This window comes from Denitraticella aggregata (genome assembly GCF_048158365.1).
GTDB lineage: Bacteria > Pseudomonadota > Gammaproteobacteria > Burkholderiales > Rhodocyclaceae > Azoarcus_F.
In genome coordinates this window covers 15,294-30,760 of sequence record NZ_JBLLNL010000008.1, presented here as the reverse complement: position 1 = coordinate 30,760, position 15,467 = coordinate 15,294, and the positions used below count along the sequence as shown (strand labels likewise).

Below are 15,467 nucleotides of genomic sequence, written 5' to 3'. Positions count from 1 at the left end.
AAGGGAAACAGACAAGCACACGAACGCCCGTTGCCGCCTCCCCGCGGCACATCGCCAAATCCGCATCCGGGCCGGTATCCGGGCTCGTGGGCTGTGCCGGCAGGGTGCTCGACCTGCCGGACTCGAGACGTCGCCTTCCCAAGCCTGCGCTCAGTGGCGGAATGACGTCTCTTGCGTCCACTTACCGTTGCGGGGGCAGCACAGGCGTTGCGCTTGGGGTATGCTCCCGACCGCGCGCACCTGTTTCCCGTTTAACCCTCTGGCTTGAGCCGCCTTCGGGCACCTGAAATGCGTTCGTCCCTGAGGACGAGGGCCGCATGATAGCGCGAATATGCGGCAAGGCCGCAAGCGGTAACGTGAAAATCTCTTCCGACCCGCCCGATAAAACGCATGATCTCCGATCGCCCAAGCACCAATCCCATGCGCAAGTGCCCCCCCCACCTCGCCGCCCGCACATGCCCCGCCACCTGATCCTGGGGGGCGCCCGCTCGGGCAAGAGCCGCCTCGCCGAGAGACTCGCCCACGCATCCGGCCTGCCGGTGACGGTCATCGCCACCGCCGAGGCGCTGGACGAGGAAATGGCCGCACGGATCGCGCAGCACCGACGCGACCGGCCGCCCGGCTGGCACACCCTCGAGGTTCCACGCGATCTCGCGGCCGCGCTGCGCGAGACCTGCGCGGCGCGTCGCTGCGTCGTCGTCGATTGCCTCACCCTGTGGCTCAGCAACACCTTCGCCGGCGCCCGATTCGAGCCGGGCGCCATGCCACTGCAAGCACCTCAGTCGAGTCGTGACGAGCAGACGGCGCTGCTGTCGGCATTGCCGCAGCTGACCGGCGAGCTCATCCTGGTGGCGAACGAGGTCGGACTCGGGTTGGTGCCCGAGACACCGCTGGGGCGCCTGTTCCGGGACGAGGCCGGACGGCTCAACCAGCGGGTGGCGGCGATATGCGAGCAGGTCAGCTTCGTCGCGGCCGGCCTCCCGCTCAAGCTAAAGTAGAATGTCGCACTCCGTTTCAGAGCGTCGCATCTCATGCACTTCGCCATCGCCGCCCCCGACGCCTCACCCTGCGCGCACATCCAGCGCCACATCGACCGCAAGACCAAGCCGGTCGGCGCCCTGGGCAGACTCGAGGCCCTCGCGCGGCAACTCGCGCTGATCCAGCATCCCGCCGAACCCGCGATCCATTCACCGCACATGCTGGTGTTCGCCGGCGACCACGGCGCGGCCCGCGCCGGCGTCTCCGCCTATCCACAGGACGTCACCTGGCAGATGGTGGAAAATTTTCTGGCCGGCGGTGCCGCAATCAACGTCTTCTGCCGCCAGGTCGGCATGACGCTGGACGTCGTCGATGCCGGCGTGGCCCACGATTTCGGTGTGCGAGACGGTCTCATCGACGCGAAAATAGCCTACGGCACGGCCAATTGGCTGGAGTCGCCGGCGATGTCGTGCACTCAGCTCGAGCACGCGCTGCTCTGCGGACGCGACATCGCGTACACACATGCCGGGCGCGGCGCCAATTTGCTCGGTTTCGGCGAGATGGGCATCGGCAACACCGCTTCGGCCGCACTGATCACCCACTGCCTCACCGATGCACCGCTGCAGCGGGTCACCGGCCGGGGCACCGGGCTGGACGACGCCGGGCTGGCCCGCAAGCTGGCGCTGCTTGAACGGGCGGTCGCGCGCGGTGGCCGGCCGTCGGATCCACTGCAGGCCCTGTCCGAATACGGTGGCTTCGAGATCGCGATGATGGCCGGCGCGATGCTCGGCGCAGCCGAACGGCACATGATCCTCTTGATCGATGGCTTCATCGTAACCGCGGCCTTGCTCGCCGCGCACCGCATCGCGCCGGCCATCCTCACCTACTGCGTGTTCGCCCACCGCTCCGAGGAACCCGGCCATGCGGTGCAGCACGCCCACCTCGGGGTCGAGCCGCTGATGTCGCTGGACCTGCGCCTGGGTGAGGGCACCGGCGCGGCGCTGTCCCTGCCACTAGTCCGCGCGGCGGTCGCCTTCTACAACGACATGGCAAGCTTCGAGACGGCCGGCGTCAGCGGCTGAACCGGGGTATCCGCAAGCCGTGCGCTACCAGGTCGAACTCTTCTTCACCGCGCTGGCCTTCTTCACCCGACTTCCGGTGCCGGGCTGGGTGCCGTGGTCGGTGGAACGCCTAAACCACGCTGCGCGCTACTTTCCGCTGGTGGGCTGGGTGGTCGGCGCCGCCGCTGCGGTGAGCCTGCTGCTGTTCGCATTATTCCTGCCGGTCACGCTCGCGGTGCTGCTGTCGATGGCGGTGACGATCCGCCTCACTGGCGCGTTCCACGAGGACGGCTGGGCCGACACCTGCGACGGTTTCGGCGGCGGATGGGACAAGTCGCAGACGCTGGCGATCATGAAGGACTCGCGCAACGGCACCTACGCCACCGTCGGGCTCGTGCTGATGCTGCTCGCCAAGGCCGCGGCCCTGCTCGCGCTGGCGGCGCAGGATCCATCGGTGGCGGCGGTCGCGTTGCTGGTCGCACACCCGCTGTCGCGGCTGGCCTCGACCAGTCTCATTCACACGATGACCTACGTGCGCGAGGACGAACTGTCCAAGGCCAAGCCGCTCGCCCGCAGGCTGGACGCCCACGAGCTCGCGCTGGCGACGCTGTTCGGCCTGCTGCCGCTGACGCTGCTCGCGCCGGCTCGCGCGCTGCTGGCATGCGCGCTGGTCGCAGTCGCGACGCTGCTCGCCGCGCGCGCATTCCACCGCAAGCTCGGCGGCTATACCGGCGACTGCCTCGGCGCCGCGCAGCAACTCACCGAACTCGCCTGCTACCTGGCACTGGTCGCTACATGGAACTCCATCTGATCCGCCATCCCCGCCCCGACGTGCCGGCCGGGGTGTGCTACGGCCAGTCCGACGTCGGGCTGGCCGAATCCGCCAGCGCGGTCGCCGCCCGGCTGCGCCCCATGTTGCCAGCCCGCTTCGCGCTCCATGCGAGCCCGCTCGCGCGTGCGCGCCTGCTCGCCGAGGCTCTGGGCGAGCCGGTGCTCGACGACCGGCTGATGGAGATGCACTTCGGCCAATGGGAACTGCAGCGCTACACCGACCTCGGCGACGCGGTCGATCGCTGGGTGTCGGATCCGCTCGGCTTTGCTGCACCCGGGGGCGAGTCGGCGCATGATCTGGCGCGTCGGGTCCTGCGCTGGCTGGACGGCCAGTTGTGCAGGCGTGACGACACCCCCCGCGTCATCGTCGCCCACGGCGGTCCCCTGCGTGTCATCGCGGGCCATCTGCTCGGGCTGCCGGCAGAGCGGTGGCTGACGCTCGACTTCGCGTACGGCCAGGCCACCCGACTCGACGTGCATGACTGGGGGGTCACGCTGAAATGGTTCAACCGCTGAGGGCCCCGCCTCGACGCACGCCGAGGCGCGCCGAGAAGGGGTCGCGGCTCATCACGGGAACATATTTCACGGTGCTACGGGCGCAGCTTCCGTACAATGGAGGCAGATCCGTGGTCTTCAACCCGACCTGTGAGTCTCCATGTCCTCCTCGACATCGCTGATCCTGCTGGGTGTGCTCGCCGCGTTGACACTCCAGCACCTGCTGCTCGTCACCGTCCTGCGCACCCGTATCCACGCCGAGTTCATGCTGCTGATCGCCGGGCTGGGCGTGGCGCTGTCCTCGCTGCCGCCACAGTCGGCGAACCTGCAGTGGCTGCCCGCTACGGCGGGCTCCGCCGACCGGCTCGCGCCGGTCGGCCTCGCGCTGGTCGGCCTGTTCGGATCGTTGCTGAGCCGCAGCATGCTGCAGCGATCCCGATCCGAGGACATCCTGAACCGCTTCATGACGGGCTCGGCCGCGATGTTCGGCGCGGTGCTGGTGCTGCTATGGTTCGTACCCGCCGCGGTGGGCACTGCGGTGCTGTCGGTGGCGATTCCGCTGTTCGCGGCGCTGGTGATCGTGTGTGGTGCCCGTTCGGTGCAGGCCGGCATGCGCCGCAACGTGCTGTACACTTCGGCCTGGGTGGTCATGCTGGCCGGCTTTGGCGCACACGGCGCCCGCGACTCGGGTTGGGTACCGTCCGGACTCGCGACCGACGACACGCTCTTCCTCGCAACGGTATTCGCGGCGATCCTGATGTCCTCTGCGCTGATCCTTCACACCAGGCAGGGCACGACCGGCCCGGGTCGCGCGCTCGCGGGCCCGAACCGGGCGAACGAGGAACTGATCGAGACGCTGCGGGCGTCCGAGGAGACGCTCGCCGCGCGTCTGGCCGAGCGCACCGAAGCGCTGGAGCACGCGAATCGCGAATTGCAGGAAGTTCGCCATGCGCTGGATCAGACCCACCACCACGACGCCCTGACCGGCATCGCGAACCGCCTGCTGCTCGAGGACCGCGCCGCACATGGCATGGTCAGGGCGCGCCGTCACAATACGCGCATGGCGCTGCTAGTGATCAGTCTCGACCATTTCGCGCAAGTGCGTGAGCGTTGCGGCCAGGCGGTGGCCGACCAGTTGCTGCTCGGTGTCGCAAGGCGGGTGAAGGCGGTCGTTCGCGCGCAGGACACGCTGGCCCGAGTCAGCTCGGAAGAGTTCGCGATCGTTCTGGAAGAAGTCTTCCAGCAGGAAGACGTCGAGCGCGTGCGCAACATCATCGTCGGCGAAGTCGAGAAACCATTCACGATCGGCGACAGGACGCTCAGCCTCGGTGTCACGATAGGTTGCGCGTTCTTTCCGGAAGACGGCAAGGACCCGGGCAGCCTGCTGAAGTCCGCCGCCAAGCAGGTGCACAGCATTCGCGAACGGCACTGCGTGACCGCGTCGGCGGCCTGAGCGGCGCACCACTTCAGGACGACGATTGCGCGCTGGACAGTTCGCGCACCGCTGCGGCCTGCGCGCCGCAGCCGCGGCGTCAGTTCATGGGATAATCTTTGCCCAACCCAATCCTGGTGAGCCAACGACCGTCATGCATCCAGCGCTTCCCGACTTTTCGACCGGCCGTGCACTCGTGGTCGGCGACGTCATGCTCGACCGCTACTGGCACGGTTCGACCAACCGTATCTCACCGGAAGCGCCGGTGCCCATCGTCAAGGTCGAGGGCGACGAGTTCCGGGCCGGCGGCGCCGGCAACGTCGCGTTGAACGCGGCGTCGCTCGGCACACGGGTCGATCTGGTCGGGCTGGTCGGACGTGACGAAGCGGCGACGCTGCTGCGCAATCGTCTCGAAGCGGGCGGCGTCGGTTGTCATCTGCTGGAAGCCCCGCAGCACCCGACCATCACCAAACTGCGCATCATCAGCCGGCACCAGCAGCTGATCCGGCTCGATTTCGAGGAGAGCTTCGCGGTGCTGGAATCGGCCGGCATCGAAAGCGTGTTCGAATCCGCACTGCCGGGCGCCGGCGCACTGGTGCTGTCGGACTACGGCAAGGGTACGCTGTCCCAGGTCGGCAGCCTGATCCGGGTCGCTCGGGAACAGGGCGTGCAGATCGTCGTCGACCCCAAGGGAACCGATTTCGGGCGCTACTGCGGCGCAACCGTGATCACACCGAACATGGCCGAATTCGAGGCGGTGGTCGGGCACTGTGCCGACGAGCAGAGCGTCGTCGCCAAGGGCGAGGCCCTGCGCGACGCGCTCGATCTGGAGGCCCTGCTGATCACGCGCAGCGAGCGCGGCATGACCCTGCTGCAGCGCGGCCTCCCGACCTTGAACCTGGCCACCCGCGCCCGCGACGTATTCGACGTGACCGGCGCGGGCGACACGGTCGTCGCCGTGCTCGGTGCAGGGCTTGCGTGCGGCCTGCCGATGTCGGACGCGACCACGCTCGCCAATCTGGCCGCCGGTATCGTGGTCGGCAAGCTCGGCACAGCGACGGTCGGCGTGGATGAACTCCAACGCGCGATGCAGGGCACCTGACACCCTCAGACCACATAGCGAGGACAGCACATGATCATCGTCACCGGCGGCGCCGGCTTCATCGGCAGCAACATCGTGCAGGGGCTCAACGCGCGCGGCATCTCCGACATCCTGGTCGTGGACGACCTGACCGACGGGCACAAGTGCCTGAATCTGGCCGACGCGCACATCGTCGATTACATGGACAAGGACGCGTTCCTGCGCTGCCTGCAGGCCGGCGAGGACTTCGGTCCGGTCGAGGCGGTGTTCCACGAGGGCGCCTGTTCCAGCACCACCGAGTGGAACGGCCGCTTCGTCATGGACGTGAACTTCAGCTACACCAAGGCGCTGTTCGGCTGGTGCGTGGCACGCGGCGTCCCGCTGATCTACGCGTCGTCGGCCTCGGTGTATGGAATGGGCCCGGTCTTTCGCGAGTCCCGCGAGTTCGAACGGCCGCTCAATATGTACGCGTATTCCAAGTTCCTGTTCGACTGCCACCTGCGCCCGCGACTGCCGGACATCCCGAGCCAGGTAGTCGGCCTGCGCTACTTCAACGTCTACGGCCCGCGCGAACAGCACAAGGGCGGCATGGCCAGCGTCGCCTTTCATTTCGATTCGCAGCTGCGCGAGGGCGGCCGGCTCAAGCTGTTCGAAGGCTCGGACGGCTATGGTCATGGCGAGCAACGGCGCGACTTCATCCATGTGGACGACGTGGTCGCAGTCAATCTGTGGCTGCTCGACAACCCGCAGGTCTCCGGCATCTTCAACCTCGGTACCGGCCGCGCGCAAAGCTTCAATGACGTCGCCCGCGCCGCGATCGGCTGGCATGGTAACGGCAAGATCGAATACATCCCGTTCCCCGACACGCTGAAGGGGCGCTACCAGAGCTTCACCGAGGCCGACATGAGCGCGCTGCGTGCCGCCGGCTGTGCCCACGACTTCATGCCGGTCGAGGTGGGCGTGCCGAAGTACATGGAGTGGTTGTCGCAGCGGTCGTGAGCGTCATCCGGTTGGGGCCTGACGCTCACGCGGCACGACGATGGCAGCACCGGTTCGCCGCTTGCGCGGCTCCTGCAATGGAGCACGGGATGGGCGTGGTGTTGCGGTTCGTCCTGGGTGGGAGCGGCGCAAGCCGCGAAACGGCGGCTACACACTCTGAACGCATTGAGTACGCAAAATATTATACAATGAGAACACAATCAGTCTCGGAACGAGCACCATGTCGCAAACCGTATCGGTTCGCGAACTTCGCGAACACCTTGCCGACTACCTCCAGGCCGCACAGCGCGGCGAAACGATCACGGTGACCTCGCACAAGAAGCCTGTCGCCCGTATCGTGTCGCCCGAGCCGCCACCCGAAGGCATGCCGGACATTCCGGGGGTGCGTTGGGCGAAGAACAAGCAACGCCTGTCCCGGCCGGTGTCCGAATGTCCGTTCAACACCGGCACGCCGATTTCCGACTGGGTCATCGAGAACCGGCGCTGATTCGTCATGCCTGCGTCCCCCGGCTATTTCGACACCTCGGCCATCGTCAAGCTCTACGTCAGGGAAGCGTTCAGCGAGGACACCGCACAGCTCTTTACGGTCGCGCAGTTCGTGAGCACGCACGAACTCGCCTACGTCGAGACACGTGCCGCGCTGGCGGCGGCAAGGCGGGCCAATCGCCTCGATGACACCGAATACACGATCAGTGTCAGAAACTTTTCCAGCGACTGGTCCTGCGGCATGACCTCGGTCAGCACCGACGACGCCCTGCTCGAACGTGCCGCGGAACTGGCCGAGGGCTTCGGTCTGCGCGGCTACGATGCCATGCACCTCGCCAGCGCCCATCGGCTGCGGTCGCAGTTGCCCGAACTCGCGTTCGTCAGTTTCGACCGCACGCTGAACCGCGCCGCAAGATTGCTCGGTCTGTCGCTGCCCGACTTCACCCCGCTTTCCTGAAACCGACACCGCACACCATGCCCCAGCACGACACAGCCGACACCCCGGACGAACTCGACGACGACAGCCTCGCGCCGCAACAGGCGGCCGCCCGGCGCATCCTGATCGTCGGTCCATCCTGGGTGGGTGACATGGTCATGGCACAAAGCCTGTTCATGGCACTGAAGGCGTCCGGGCCGTGCGAGATCGACGTGCTGGCGCCGGGCTGGTCGCTGCCCATCCTGGCGCGCATGCCCGAGGTCAGCCGCGGCGTCGCGATGCCGGTGGGGCACGGACAGTTCCAGCTGGGCGTGCGCTGGGACCTGGGGCGACGGCTCGGCACGGTGGGCTACGACCAGGCGATCGTGCTGCCCAATTCGCTGAAATCGGCGCTGATCCCGACCTTCGCCGGCATCCCGGTGCGTACCGGCTTTCGCGGCGAGATGCGCTACGGGCTGATCAACGACATGCGCATGCTCAACACGCGCCGCCTGCCGATGACGGTGCAGCGCTTCGTCACGCTGGGGCTACCGATCAACCGCCCGTTGCCCGACCCGCTGCCGCGACCGCGCCTGCTGCCCGACCGCGACAATCAGGCGCTGCTACCGGGCAAGCTGTCGTTGAACACCGACCGCCCGGCGATCGCGTTCATGCCGGGCGCCGAGTACGGGCCGGCCAAGCAATGGCCGCTGCCGTATTTCGCCACCGCCGCCGCGACGCTGGTGGACCGCGGCTTCCAGGTGTGGATACTCGGTTCGGACAAGGACCGCGCCGCAGGCGACATCATCGCGGCGGACCAGGAACGGCATGTGATCAACCTGTGCGGGCGCACTGCGCTCGGCGACGCGGTGGATCTGCTGGCGCTGTGCGCGGGCGCGATCACCAACGATTCCGGGCTGATGCATGTCGCCGCGGCGCTCGATGTGCCGCTGGTCGCGATCTACGGCTCCTCCACACCGGCCCACACGCCGCCGCTGTCCGACCGGGTCGCGATCCGCTATCTCGGCATCGAATGCTCGCCCTGCTTCAAGCGCACCTGCCCGCTGGGCCATACCCGCTGCCTCACCGAAATCACGCCCGACAGCGTCGTCGACGCACTGGCCGAGGCCGGCACCCCCGGAACCCCGCCTTGCACGTCCTGCTGATCAAGACTTCTTCGCTGGGCGACGTCATCCACGCACTGCCGGCGGTGACCGACGCCGCGCGCGCGATTCCCGGTATCCGCTTCGACTGGGTGGTCGAGGAGGCCTTCGCCGAGATCCCGTCCTGGCACCCGGCGGTCGACCGGGTCATCCCGGTCGCGATCCGGCGCTGGCGCAAGTCCATGGTCAGGACCTGGCTGAGCGGGGAATGGCGGCGCTTCACGCGCGAGCTGGTCCAGCGTCATTACGATCTGACCATCGACGCGCAGGGCCTGATCAAGAGCGCGATGCTGTCGCGCTACGCCACCGTGCCGGTGCATGGCCTGGACCGGCATTCCGCGCGCGAACCGCTGGCGAGCCGCTTCTATACCGACACGCATGCGGTCGCACGGGATCAGCACGCGGTGCAACGCATGCGCGAGTTGTTCGCGCGCGCGCTCGGCTACCCGATCCCGACCGACGACGGCGACTACGGGCTCGACCCCGAGCGCATCCGGGCGTCGGTCGACCCGCAGGTCGCGCCGACCGAAACCCCATACCTCGTCTTTCTGCACGGCACGACCTGGGCGACCAAGCACTGGCCCGAGGACTACTGGCGCAGACTGCTGACGCTGGCCGATGGCGCGGGCTGGGCCATCCACCTGCCGTGGGGCAACGATGCGGAGAGGGCCCGCGCCGACCGGCTCGCCGCTGGACTCGCGCATGTGTCGGTGCTGCCGCGCCTGACGCTGTCCGGCATCGCCGCGGAACTCGGCGGCGCACGCGCCTGCGTCGCGGTCGACACCGGTCTCGGCCACCTCGCCGCGGCACTGGCCGTGCCGACGATCTCGCTGTACGGTCCGACCAACCCGGGCTTCACCGGCGCCTGGGGACGCGGTCAGATCCATGTCGCGTCGGACTTCGCCTGCGCGCCGTGCCTGAAGAAGCAGTGCGGCTACACGCCGTCGGACGAGGACATGCAGCGCTTCGACGTCGCGTCGGAATCGCCGCTGTGCTTCACGCGGCTCGGCCCGGAGCGCGTGTGGCAGACGCTGGCCGAGTTGATCACGGATACCCCCCGGCCCACCGCACAGGAACCCGCCTGATGCAGCTCGCATTCTGTCTGTACAAGTACTTCCCCTACGGCGGCCTGCAGCGCGACTTCCTGCGCATCGCCAGCCTGTGCCAGCAGCGGGGCCATGCGGTTCGCGTGTATGTGCTCGAATGGGAGGGCGAGACCCCGCCGGGATTCGATGTCGTGCGGGTGCCGGTGCAATCCTTGTGGAACCATCGCCGCTACGCCAAGTTCACCGCGTGGGTCGACGCCGATCTCGCGCGCCGGCCGGCCGACCGGGTGGTCGGCTTCAACAAGATGCCCGGGCTGGACGTGTACTACGCTGCCGACCCGTGCTTCGAGGAGAAATCGCGCACATTGCGCAAGCCGCTGTACCGCTTCAGCCCCCGTTATCGCCACTTCTCCGCCTACGAACGCGCGGTCTTCGGGCGCGACGCGAACACCCGCATCCTGTCTATCTCGACGGTGCAGCAGGCGCTGTTCATGCACTACTACGGCACGCCCGCCGAGCGCTTCCACGCCTTGCCGCCCGGCATCGCACCGGACCGGCGCGCGCCGGCGAACGCCGCCGAGATCCGCAATGCGTTTCGTCGCGAGTTCGGCCTCGCGGACGACGCACTGCTGCTGGTGCAGATCGGCTCCGACTTTCCGCGCAAGGGGCTGGACCGCAGCATCGCGGCGATGGCCGCGCTGCCGGAGCCGATCAGACGACGCACGCGGCTGATCGCGCTCGGCGCCGACGACCCGAAACCCTTCATGGACCAGGCCCGCGCGCTGGGCATCGCGGACGCGGTGTCGATTCCGGGCGGGCGCGACGATGTGCCGCGCTTCCTGCTCGGGGCCGACATCCTGTTGCACCCCGCCCGTCACGAGAACACCGGCACCGTGCTGCTCGAAGCCGTGGTCGCGGGCCTGCCGGTGCTGGCGAGTGAGGCCTGCGGTTACGCGCATTACATCGTCGAGGCCGACGCCGGACGCATCGTGCCGCAGCCCTTCGAGCAGGCGGACCTGGATCGCGCGCTGGCCGACATGCTCGGCGACGACGCGGCCCGCGCGCGCTGGCACGCCAATGCGCTCGCGTTCGCGGACCACGCCGACCTCTACAGCCTGCCCGAGCGGGCCGCAGACGTCATTCTCGGAACTCCGGCATGACGCGCTGGTTCGCCGCGACCGACGAATGCGTGCTCGACGAGCCGTTCGCGCGTCTGTGGGCGGATCGCGATCCGTTCGCCGAGGCGGCCGCGATCCGCGGCCACATCGTGCGCGACGTCGAGGGGCGGCGCACGCTGCGCTTCGAGGTCGCCGGCCGCGGCTACTACCTGAAGCTCCACCGCGGCATCGGGTGGGGTGCGATCGCCGGCAACCTGCTCCGCCTGCGCCTGCCGGTGCTGGGCGCCGACAACGAATGGCACGCGATCCGCGCCTTCCACCGGCTCGGACTGGACACGATGCGGGTGGTCGCCTTCGGCCAGCGCGGCCGCGGTCCGGCCGGTCTCGAGTCCTTCCTGATCACCGAGGCGCTCGAACCCACCTGCGATCTGGACGTCTTCACCAAGCCCTGGCCGCAGGAACCGCCCGCGCCGCAACTGAAGCGCGCCCTGATCGTCAGCGTCGCCGACATCGCTCGACGCATGCACGCGGGTGGCATCAATCACCGCGACTTCTACCTGTGCCATTTTCTGCTGCACCTGGCGCCGCCACCGACCTCCGACGCGCTGCGCATCTCGGTCATCGACCTGCACCGTGCCCAGATCCGCGACCGGACGCCGCAGCGCTGGCGCGACAAGGATCTGGCCGCGCTGTACTTCTCGGCGCTGCGCATCGGCCTGACCGGGCGCGACCGCCTGCGCTTCATCCGCAGCTACTTTGGCGGCGATCTGCGCGACATCCTGCAGCGCGAACATGCGCGGCTGGCACGCCTCGAACACGAGGCCCAGCGCCTGCTGCTGCGCTACGACCGCAAGTTCGCCCACCGCCCGGCGCTGCAACGATGATCGAATGGTCCGTCAATGCGGCGTATGGCGGGCAGGTGGCGCGCGCCGGTTTCGCGAGCCTGGACGACACCTTCGCGGTCGACGGCGAGCCGATCACGTCGGACAAGGTCAGCGAGGTCCTGCGGGTCACGCTCGACAGCACCCGCTATTACGTGAAGCGTTACCGCAGCCGGGGCTTCGCGCTTCGCAACGCGATCGGGCCCTCACGCATCGAATCGGAATGGAAGAACCTGCAGCGCTTCGCCGACTGGGGCATCCCGACCGCATCGGTGGTCGCGAACGGCCAGGAGCGGCGGTTCGGGCTGTTCGTGCGCGGCGCGATGGTCACCGAGGAGATCGCCGGCACCATCGATCTGGCCGAGTTCGCAAGCAAACAGCCCGAGCAGGTTCGCGATCGCAGCCGCTTCGACCCGCTCAGCCGGCAGGTCGCGCACATCGTGCGCAGCCTGCATGCGCATGGCTTTACCCACAACGACCTGTTCTGGCGCAACCTGTTGCTGCACGGCGAAAGCGGCACCGTTTATCTGATCGACTGCCCCAACGGCGCGTTCTGGCGGGGGCCGATGTTGCGCTACCGCATCGCCAAGGATCTGTCGGCGCTGGACAAACGCGCCCGGGCCCACCTGCGCCGCAGCCAGCGGATGCGCTTCCTGCTCGACTACTGCGGCAAGGCGCGCCTGGACGCGGACGCGAAACACTTGATCCGACGCATCCTGCAGGCCCACAGCCGCCGCCGGCTGCGCAAGCGGCTGGGCCTGTAGCGCAGGGTGATCGCCTGGATGGTTTCAGAGCACTTCTGGCGCGGTGAATGCCGCATTTCGCCGCTCGCGCGGCTCCCACCCCGCCGACAAACGCCAATCGGACAGGTGGAAGTGGCGCCAGCCGCGAATACAGCGCCCATAGGATTGCACGCGGCCGGAACGCACCGGTGCGCGGAATGCGGCGATAATCGCGCATCGGCAGGAAGCCCGGTTGGCCGCAACCTTGCCTGAACCGAGATGCCGACGACGTTTTCCGACGACGACCTCACCGGAGCCACATTGCAAGACAAGCGATCGATGACGATCCCCAGCGACCCCGAGCGCAGTCCGTCCGCGCACGCGGCCGCGTCCGCGACGCCGCCACCGCTGCTCGGCGAAGCCGCGCTGAGCGCGGCCGGGCGCGAACTGGCCACCCCGTTCCGCGTCCGCCTCAACGACGCGAACACGGTGTGCGTGACGCGGATCCTGCGCAATCTCCCGGGCAGGCGCATCGCTGGCGAAGCCCGGATCGACGGCCGCACCGTCTTCGTGAAGATCTTCATCGGCCAGGGCAGCGAGCGGCGCTGGACCCGGGAAGTCGCGGGCGTGCGTGCGCTGCTCGAGCGGCATATCCCCACGCCAGACCTGGTCTCGGCCGAAGCACTGCCCGACGGCGGGCAGATCGCCGTCACCGCTTTTCTCGGCGACGCGGTGAGCCTCGCCGCTCGGTGGCAGGCGCTGGCGCAGCGACCGGCGGGCAAGCCCGGTGACGTCGCGTGGCTGGCGCCGGTGTTCCGGCTGCTCGGTGCGATGCACCAGGCCGGCCTCACGCACGAGGACCTGCATCTGGGCAATTTTCTGGCGAGCGGACAGGGCTTGTTCGTCGTCGATGGCGACGCGGTCGTGCAGCATGCCGGCGCGCCGGTCACACCGGCCGAGGCGACCCGCAATCTCGGCATGCTGATCGCGCAACTGCCGATGGAGTGGGACACGCGACTCGCACCGTTGCTGGCTGCGTACCGCGAGGGCCATCCCGCAGCGATCATCTCGGACGACGCCCTCGCCGCATCGATCGCACGCGCCCGCGCGGACCGCCTCGCGGATTACATGAGCAAGGTCAGGCGCGAGTGCACATTGTTTGCGGTCAGCCGCACGCCGGGCCGCATGAGCGTGGTGATGCGCGAGCATGCCGACGCGCTGGCGCCACTGCTGGCCGATCCGGACGCTTGGATCGCGACCGGGCGCATGCTGAAGATGGGTCGCAGCGCCACCGTCGCCGGCGTCGAATGCGCAGGCAGGCCGCTGGTGATCAAGCGCTGCAACATCAAGAGCCCGCTGCACGCGCTGTCACGCGCGATGCGGCCGAGCCGCGCCTGGCATGCGTGGGTGGCGGGTCATCGTCTGAAGTTGCTGGGCATCCCGACGCCCACGCCGCTCGCGGTCATCGAGGAACGCACCGGTCCGCTGCGCGGGCGCGCCTGGCTGATCACCGAGTTCTGCGAGGGCATCACGCTGCGCCGGCATTTCGATGGCGCCGCCGATCGCGAACCCACGCCGGACGAGGCCGACGCGATCCGCTCGCTTTTCGACACGCTTTACCGGGCGCGGATCACGCACGGCGACCTCAAGTGCGACAATCTGTTCTGGCAGGACGGACGCATCGCGTTGATCGACCTGGATGCAATGGTGCAGCACCGCGGTGCGGCCTCGCATCGCCGCGCATGGCAGAAGGACCGCAACCGTTTGCTGCGTAACTGGCCGGAGGGCAGCCGACTGCATCGGTGGCTCGCCGCCAACCTGCCGCCCTGCGCATGAAACGGGGCACCGAACGGCACGACACCACCGGCCAAGCCATGTGCCCCCCAGGGGCATGCCGAATTAGTCGGATGAACAGCACAGCGAGAAGGGCCCGACATTCGGCGCTTCATGCAGAGGACACACAGTGAAGACACTCGAACACGAGGCCTACCTCGCGCTCAGGGAAGGCGCCGAAGTCATCGAGGCGGACGGCCGGGGCGACAAGGTGCTGCTGCTGCCCGATGGCAACTACCTGAAGCTGTTCCGGCGCAAGCGCCTGATCTCGTCGGCCGCGTGGTCGCCTTACGCGCAGCGCTTCGCGGACAACGTGGTCGCGCTGGCCGAGCGCGGCATTCCGTGCCCGCAGGTCATCGCGGTCTATCGCATCCCGAGCATCGAACGCGATGCCGTGCACTATCATCCGCTGGAAGGCAAGACCCTGCGCCAGTTGATCCGCAATGGGCTGACGCCCGAATCGAAGCAGGCGCTGCGCGCCGCGTTCAACCGCTTCGTGAAGCGACTCCACGACTCCGGCATCTACTTCCGCTCGCTACACCTCGGAAACGTCGTGCAGACGCCGCAAGGCGAACTCGGCCTGATCGACATCTCCGACACCCGCATCCACCGCAAGCCGCTGAGCCGCTACTGGCGCGCACGCAACCTGCGTCGCATGGAAGGCATCGACGGCGAGCGCGACTGGATAGACCGGGACACGATTCTGGCGCGTTGAGGCGCACGGGGTAGCAACACGACCAAGCCCTGCGCGTCGCATGGCGCGTAGCCCCGGCTTCGGATACCCTTCGTCTTATCAAACCCGGCAAACAGTTGAGCGAAGTCAGTCCTCGCACCCGGTTCCTCCCCCTTCAAGGGGGAGGTCAGGAGGGGGATGGGGTCCTGCGGCGGCGTCTGGCGGCGTCTGGCGGCGTCTGCTTGACCCATCC

General features: G+C 68.2%; 16 protein-coding genes and 1 riboswitch. All 16 genes read left to right on the top strand.

Translation table 11 applies throughout. The annotated features are described in order from the left end of the window. Window positions 1-52: 52 nt before the first annotated feature. Window positions 53-302, bottom strand: a riboswitch (cobalamin riboswitch). Window positions 303-455: 153 nt separating this feature from the next. The 16 genes from cobU to ACKVEX_RS10885 all read left to right on the top strand — a co-directional run bounded on the left by cobU (window position 456) and on the right by ACKVEX_RS10885 (window position 15,256). Continuing rightward, window positions 456-998 carry a bifunctional adenosylcobinamide kinase/adenosylcobinamide-phosphate guanylyltransferase gene (cobU, locus tag ACKVEX_RS10960; protein WP_473215770.1) on the top strand — a complete coding sequence of 181 codons (543 nt, stop codon included), beginning with the start codon at window positions 456-458 and terminating at the stop codon, window positions 996-998. A 33-nt stretch (window positions 999-1,031) separates the two neighbouring features. Further along, complete coding sequence (gene cobT, locus ACKVEX_RS10955; RefSeq protein WP_473215769.1) at window positions 1,032-2,060, top strand: nicotinate-nucleotide--dimethylbenzimidazole phosphoribosyltransferase; 1,029 nt, start codon at window positions 1,032-1,034, stop codon at window positions 2,058-2,060. Window positions 2,061-2,079: 19 nt separating this feature from the next. Then, window positions 2,080-2,850 (top strand): adenosylcobinamide-GDP ribazoletransferase, encoded by a 771-nt coding sequence (locus tag ACKVEX_RS10950; RefSeq protein WP_473215768.1) that lies wholly within the window; start codon window positions 2,080-2,082, stop codon window positions 2,848-2,850. Further along, window positions 2,835-3,386: an alpha-ribazole phosphatase family protein gene (cobC, locus tag ACKVEX_RS10945; protein ID WP_473215767.1), complete on the top strand. Its 552-nt coding sequence runs from the start codon at window positions 2,835-2,837 to the stop codon at window positions 3,384-3,386. Before ACKVEX_RS10950 ends, cobC begins: the two co-directional genes overlap by 16 nt. A 139-nt stretch (window positions 3,387-3,525) precedes the next feature. Beyond that, the gene (locus ACKVEX_RS10940; protein ID WP_473215766.1) at window positions 3,526-4,818 is read left to right on the top strand and encodes a diguanylate cyclase domain-containing protein; all 1,293 of its coding nucleotides are present in this window, start codon (window positions 3,526-3,528) and stop codon (window positions 4,816-4,818) included. Between the two features lie 133 nt (window positions 4,819-4,951). After that, window positions 4,952-5,899 carry a D-glycero-beta-D-manno-heptose-7-phosphate kinase gene (gene rfaE1, locus ACKVEX_RS10935; RefSeq protein WP_473215765.1) on the top strand — a complete coding sequence of 316 codons (948 nt, stop codon included), beginning with the start codon at window positions 4,952-4,954 and terminating at the stop codon, window positions 5,897-5,899. A 30-nt stretch (window positions 5,900-5,929) separates the two neighbouring features. After that, entirely contained in the window at window positions 5,930-6,877 is a 948-nt protein-coding gene (gene rfaD, locus ACKVEX_RS10930) for an ADP-glyceromanno-heptose 6-epimerase (RefSeq protein ID WP_473215764.1), read from the top strand. 220 nt (window positions 6,878-7,097) lie between these two features. Beyond that, a complete protein-coding gene (locus ACKVEX_RS10925; RefSeq protein ID WP_473215763.1) occupies window positions 7,098-7,364 on the top strand; it encodes a type II toxin-antitoxin system Phd/YefM family antitoxin in 267 nt (88 codons plus the stop codon). A gap of 6 nt (window positions 7,365-7,370) precedes the next feature. Continuing rightward, entirely contained in the window at window positions 7,371-7,820 is a 450-nt protein-coding gene (locus tag ACKVEX_RS10920) for a type II toxin-antitoxin system VapC family toxin (RefSeq protein WP_473215762.1), read from the top strand. Between the two features lie 17 nt (window positions 7,821-7,837). Further along, window positions 7,838-8,944 (top strand): lipopolysaccharide heptosyltransferase II, encoded by a 1,107-nt coding sequence (gene waaF, locus ACKVEX_RS10915; protein WP_473215761.1) that lies wholly within the window; start codon window positions 7,838-7,840, stop codon window positions 8,942-8,944. Next, window positions 8,929-10,026, top strand: coding sequence for a lipopolysaccharide heptosyltransferase I (gene waaC / locus ACKVEX_RS10910; protein WP_473215760.1), 1,098 nt, complete (start codon window positions 8,929-8,931; stop codon window positions 10,024-10,026). The genes waaF and waaC overlap by 16 nt, the downstream gene beginning before the upstream one ends. Then, window positions 10,026-11,147 carry a glycosyltransferase family 4 protein gene (locus ACKVEX_RS10905; protein ID WP_473215759.1) on the top strand — a complete coding sequence of 374 codons (1,122 nt, stop codon included), beginning with the start codon at window positions 10,026-10,028 and terminating at the stop codon, window positions 11,145-11,147. Before waaC ends, ACKVEX_RS10905 begins: the two co-directional genes overlap by 1 nt. Next, window positions 11,144-11,989, top strand: a complete 846-nt coding sequence (gene rfaP, locus ACKVEX_RS10900) for a lipopolysaccharide core heptose(I) kinase RfaP (RefSeq protein WP_473215758.1) — start codon at window positions 11,144-11,146, stop codon at window positions 11,987-11,989. The genes ACKVEX_RS10905 and rfaP overlap by 4 nt, the downstream gene beginning before the upstream one ends. Next, the gene (locus ACKVEX_RS10895; RefSeq protein ID WP_473215757.1) at window positions 11,986-12,750 is read left to right on the top strand and encodes a lipopolysaccharide kinase InaA family protein; all 765 of its coding nucleotides are present in this window, start codon (window positions 11,986-11,988) and stop codon (window positions 12,748-12,750) included. The genes rfaP and ACKVEX_RS10895 overlap by 4 nt, the downstream gene beginning before the upstream one ends. A gap of 297 nt (window positions 12,751-13,047) precedes the next feature. Then, window positions 13,048-14,544: a lipopolysaccharide kinase InaA family protein gene (locus ACKVEX_RS10890; RefSeq protein WP_473215756.1), complete on the top strand. Its 1,497-nt coding sequence runs from the start codon at window positions 13,048-13,050 to the stop codon at window positions 14,542-14,544. 127 nt (window positions 14,545-14,671) lie between these two features. Next, window positions 14,672-15,256, top strand: coding sequence for a lipopolysaccharide kinase InaA family protein (locus ACKVEX_RS10885; protein ID WP_473215755.1), 585 nt, complete (start codon window positions 14,672-14,674; stop codon window positions 15,254-15,256). The last annotated feature ends 211 nt before the right edge of the window (window positions 15,257-15,467 follow it).

Bases quoted from the DNA above. Each gene is read 5' to 3' on its own strand.
- cobU (WP_473215770.1), top strand. From the start codon at position 456: ATGCCCCGCCACCTGATCCTGGGGGGCGCCCGCTCGGGCAAGAGCCGC.
- cobT (WP_473215769.1), top strand. From the start codon at position 1,032: ATGCACTTCGCCATCGCCGCCCCCGACGCCTCACCCTGCGCGCACATC.
- cobC (WP_473215767.1), top strand. From the start codon at position 2,835: ATGGAACTCCATCTGATCCGCCATCCCCGCCCCGACGTGCCGGCCGGG.
- ACKVEX_RS10940 (WP_473215766.1), top strand. From the start codon at position 3,526: ATGTCCTCCTCGACATCGCTGATCCTGCTGGGTGTGCTCGCCGCGTTG.
- rfaE1 (WP_473215765.1), top strand. From the start codon at position 4,952: ATGCATCCAGCGCTTCCCGACTTTTCGACCGGCCGTGCACTCGTGGTC.
- rfaD (WP_473215764.1), top strand. From the start codon at position 5,930: ATGATCATCGTCACCGGCGGCGCCGGCTTCATCGGCAGCAACATCGTG.
- ACKVEX_RS10925 (WP_473215763.1), top strand. From the start codon at position 7,098: ATGTCGCAAACCGTATCGGTTCGCGAACTTCGCGAACACCTTGCCGAC.
- ACKVEX_RS10920 (WP_473215762.1), top strand. From the start codon at position 7,371: ATGCCTGCGTCCCCCGGCTATTTCGACACCTCGGCCATCGTCAAGCTC.
- waaF (WP_473215761.1), top strand. From the start codon at position 7,838: ATGCCCCAGCACGACACAGCCGACACCCCGGACGAACTCGACGACGAC.
- ACKVEX_RS10905 (WP_473215759.1), top strand. From the start codon at position 10,026: ATGCAGCTCGCATTCTGTCTGTACAAGTACTTCCCCTACGGCGGCCTG.
- rfaP (WP_473215758.1), top strand. From the start codon at position 11,144: ATGACGCGCTGGTTCGCCGCGACCGACGAATGCGTGCTCGACGAGCCG.
- ACKVEX_RS10895 (WP_473215757.1), top strand. From the start codon at position 11,986: ATGATCGAATGGTCCGTCAATGCGGCGTATGGCGGGCAGGTGGCGCGC.
- ACKVEX_RS10890 (WP_473215756.1), top strand. From the start codon at position 13,048: ATGACGATCCCCAGCGACCCCGAGCGCAGTCCGTCCGCGCACGCGGCC.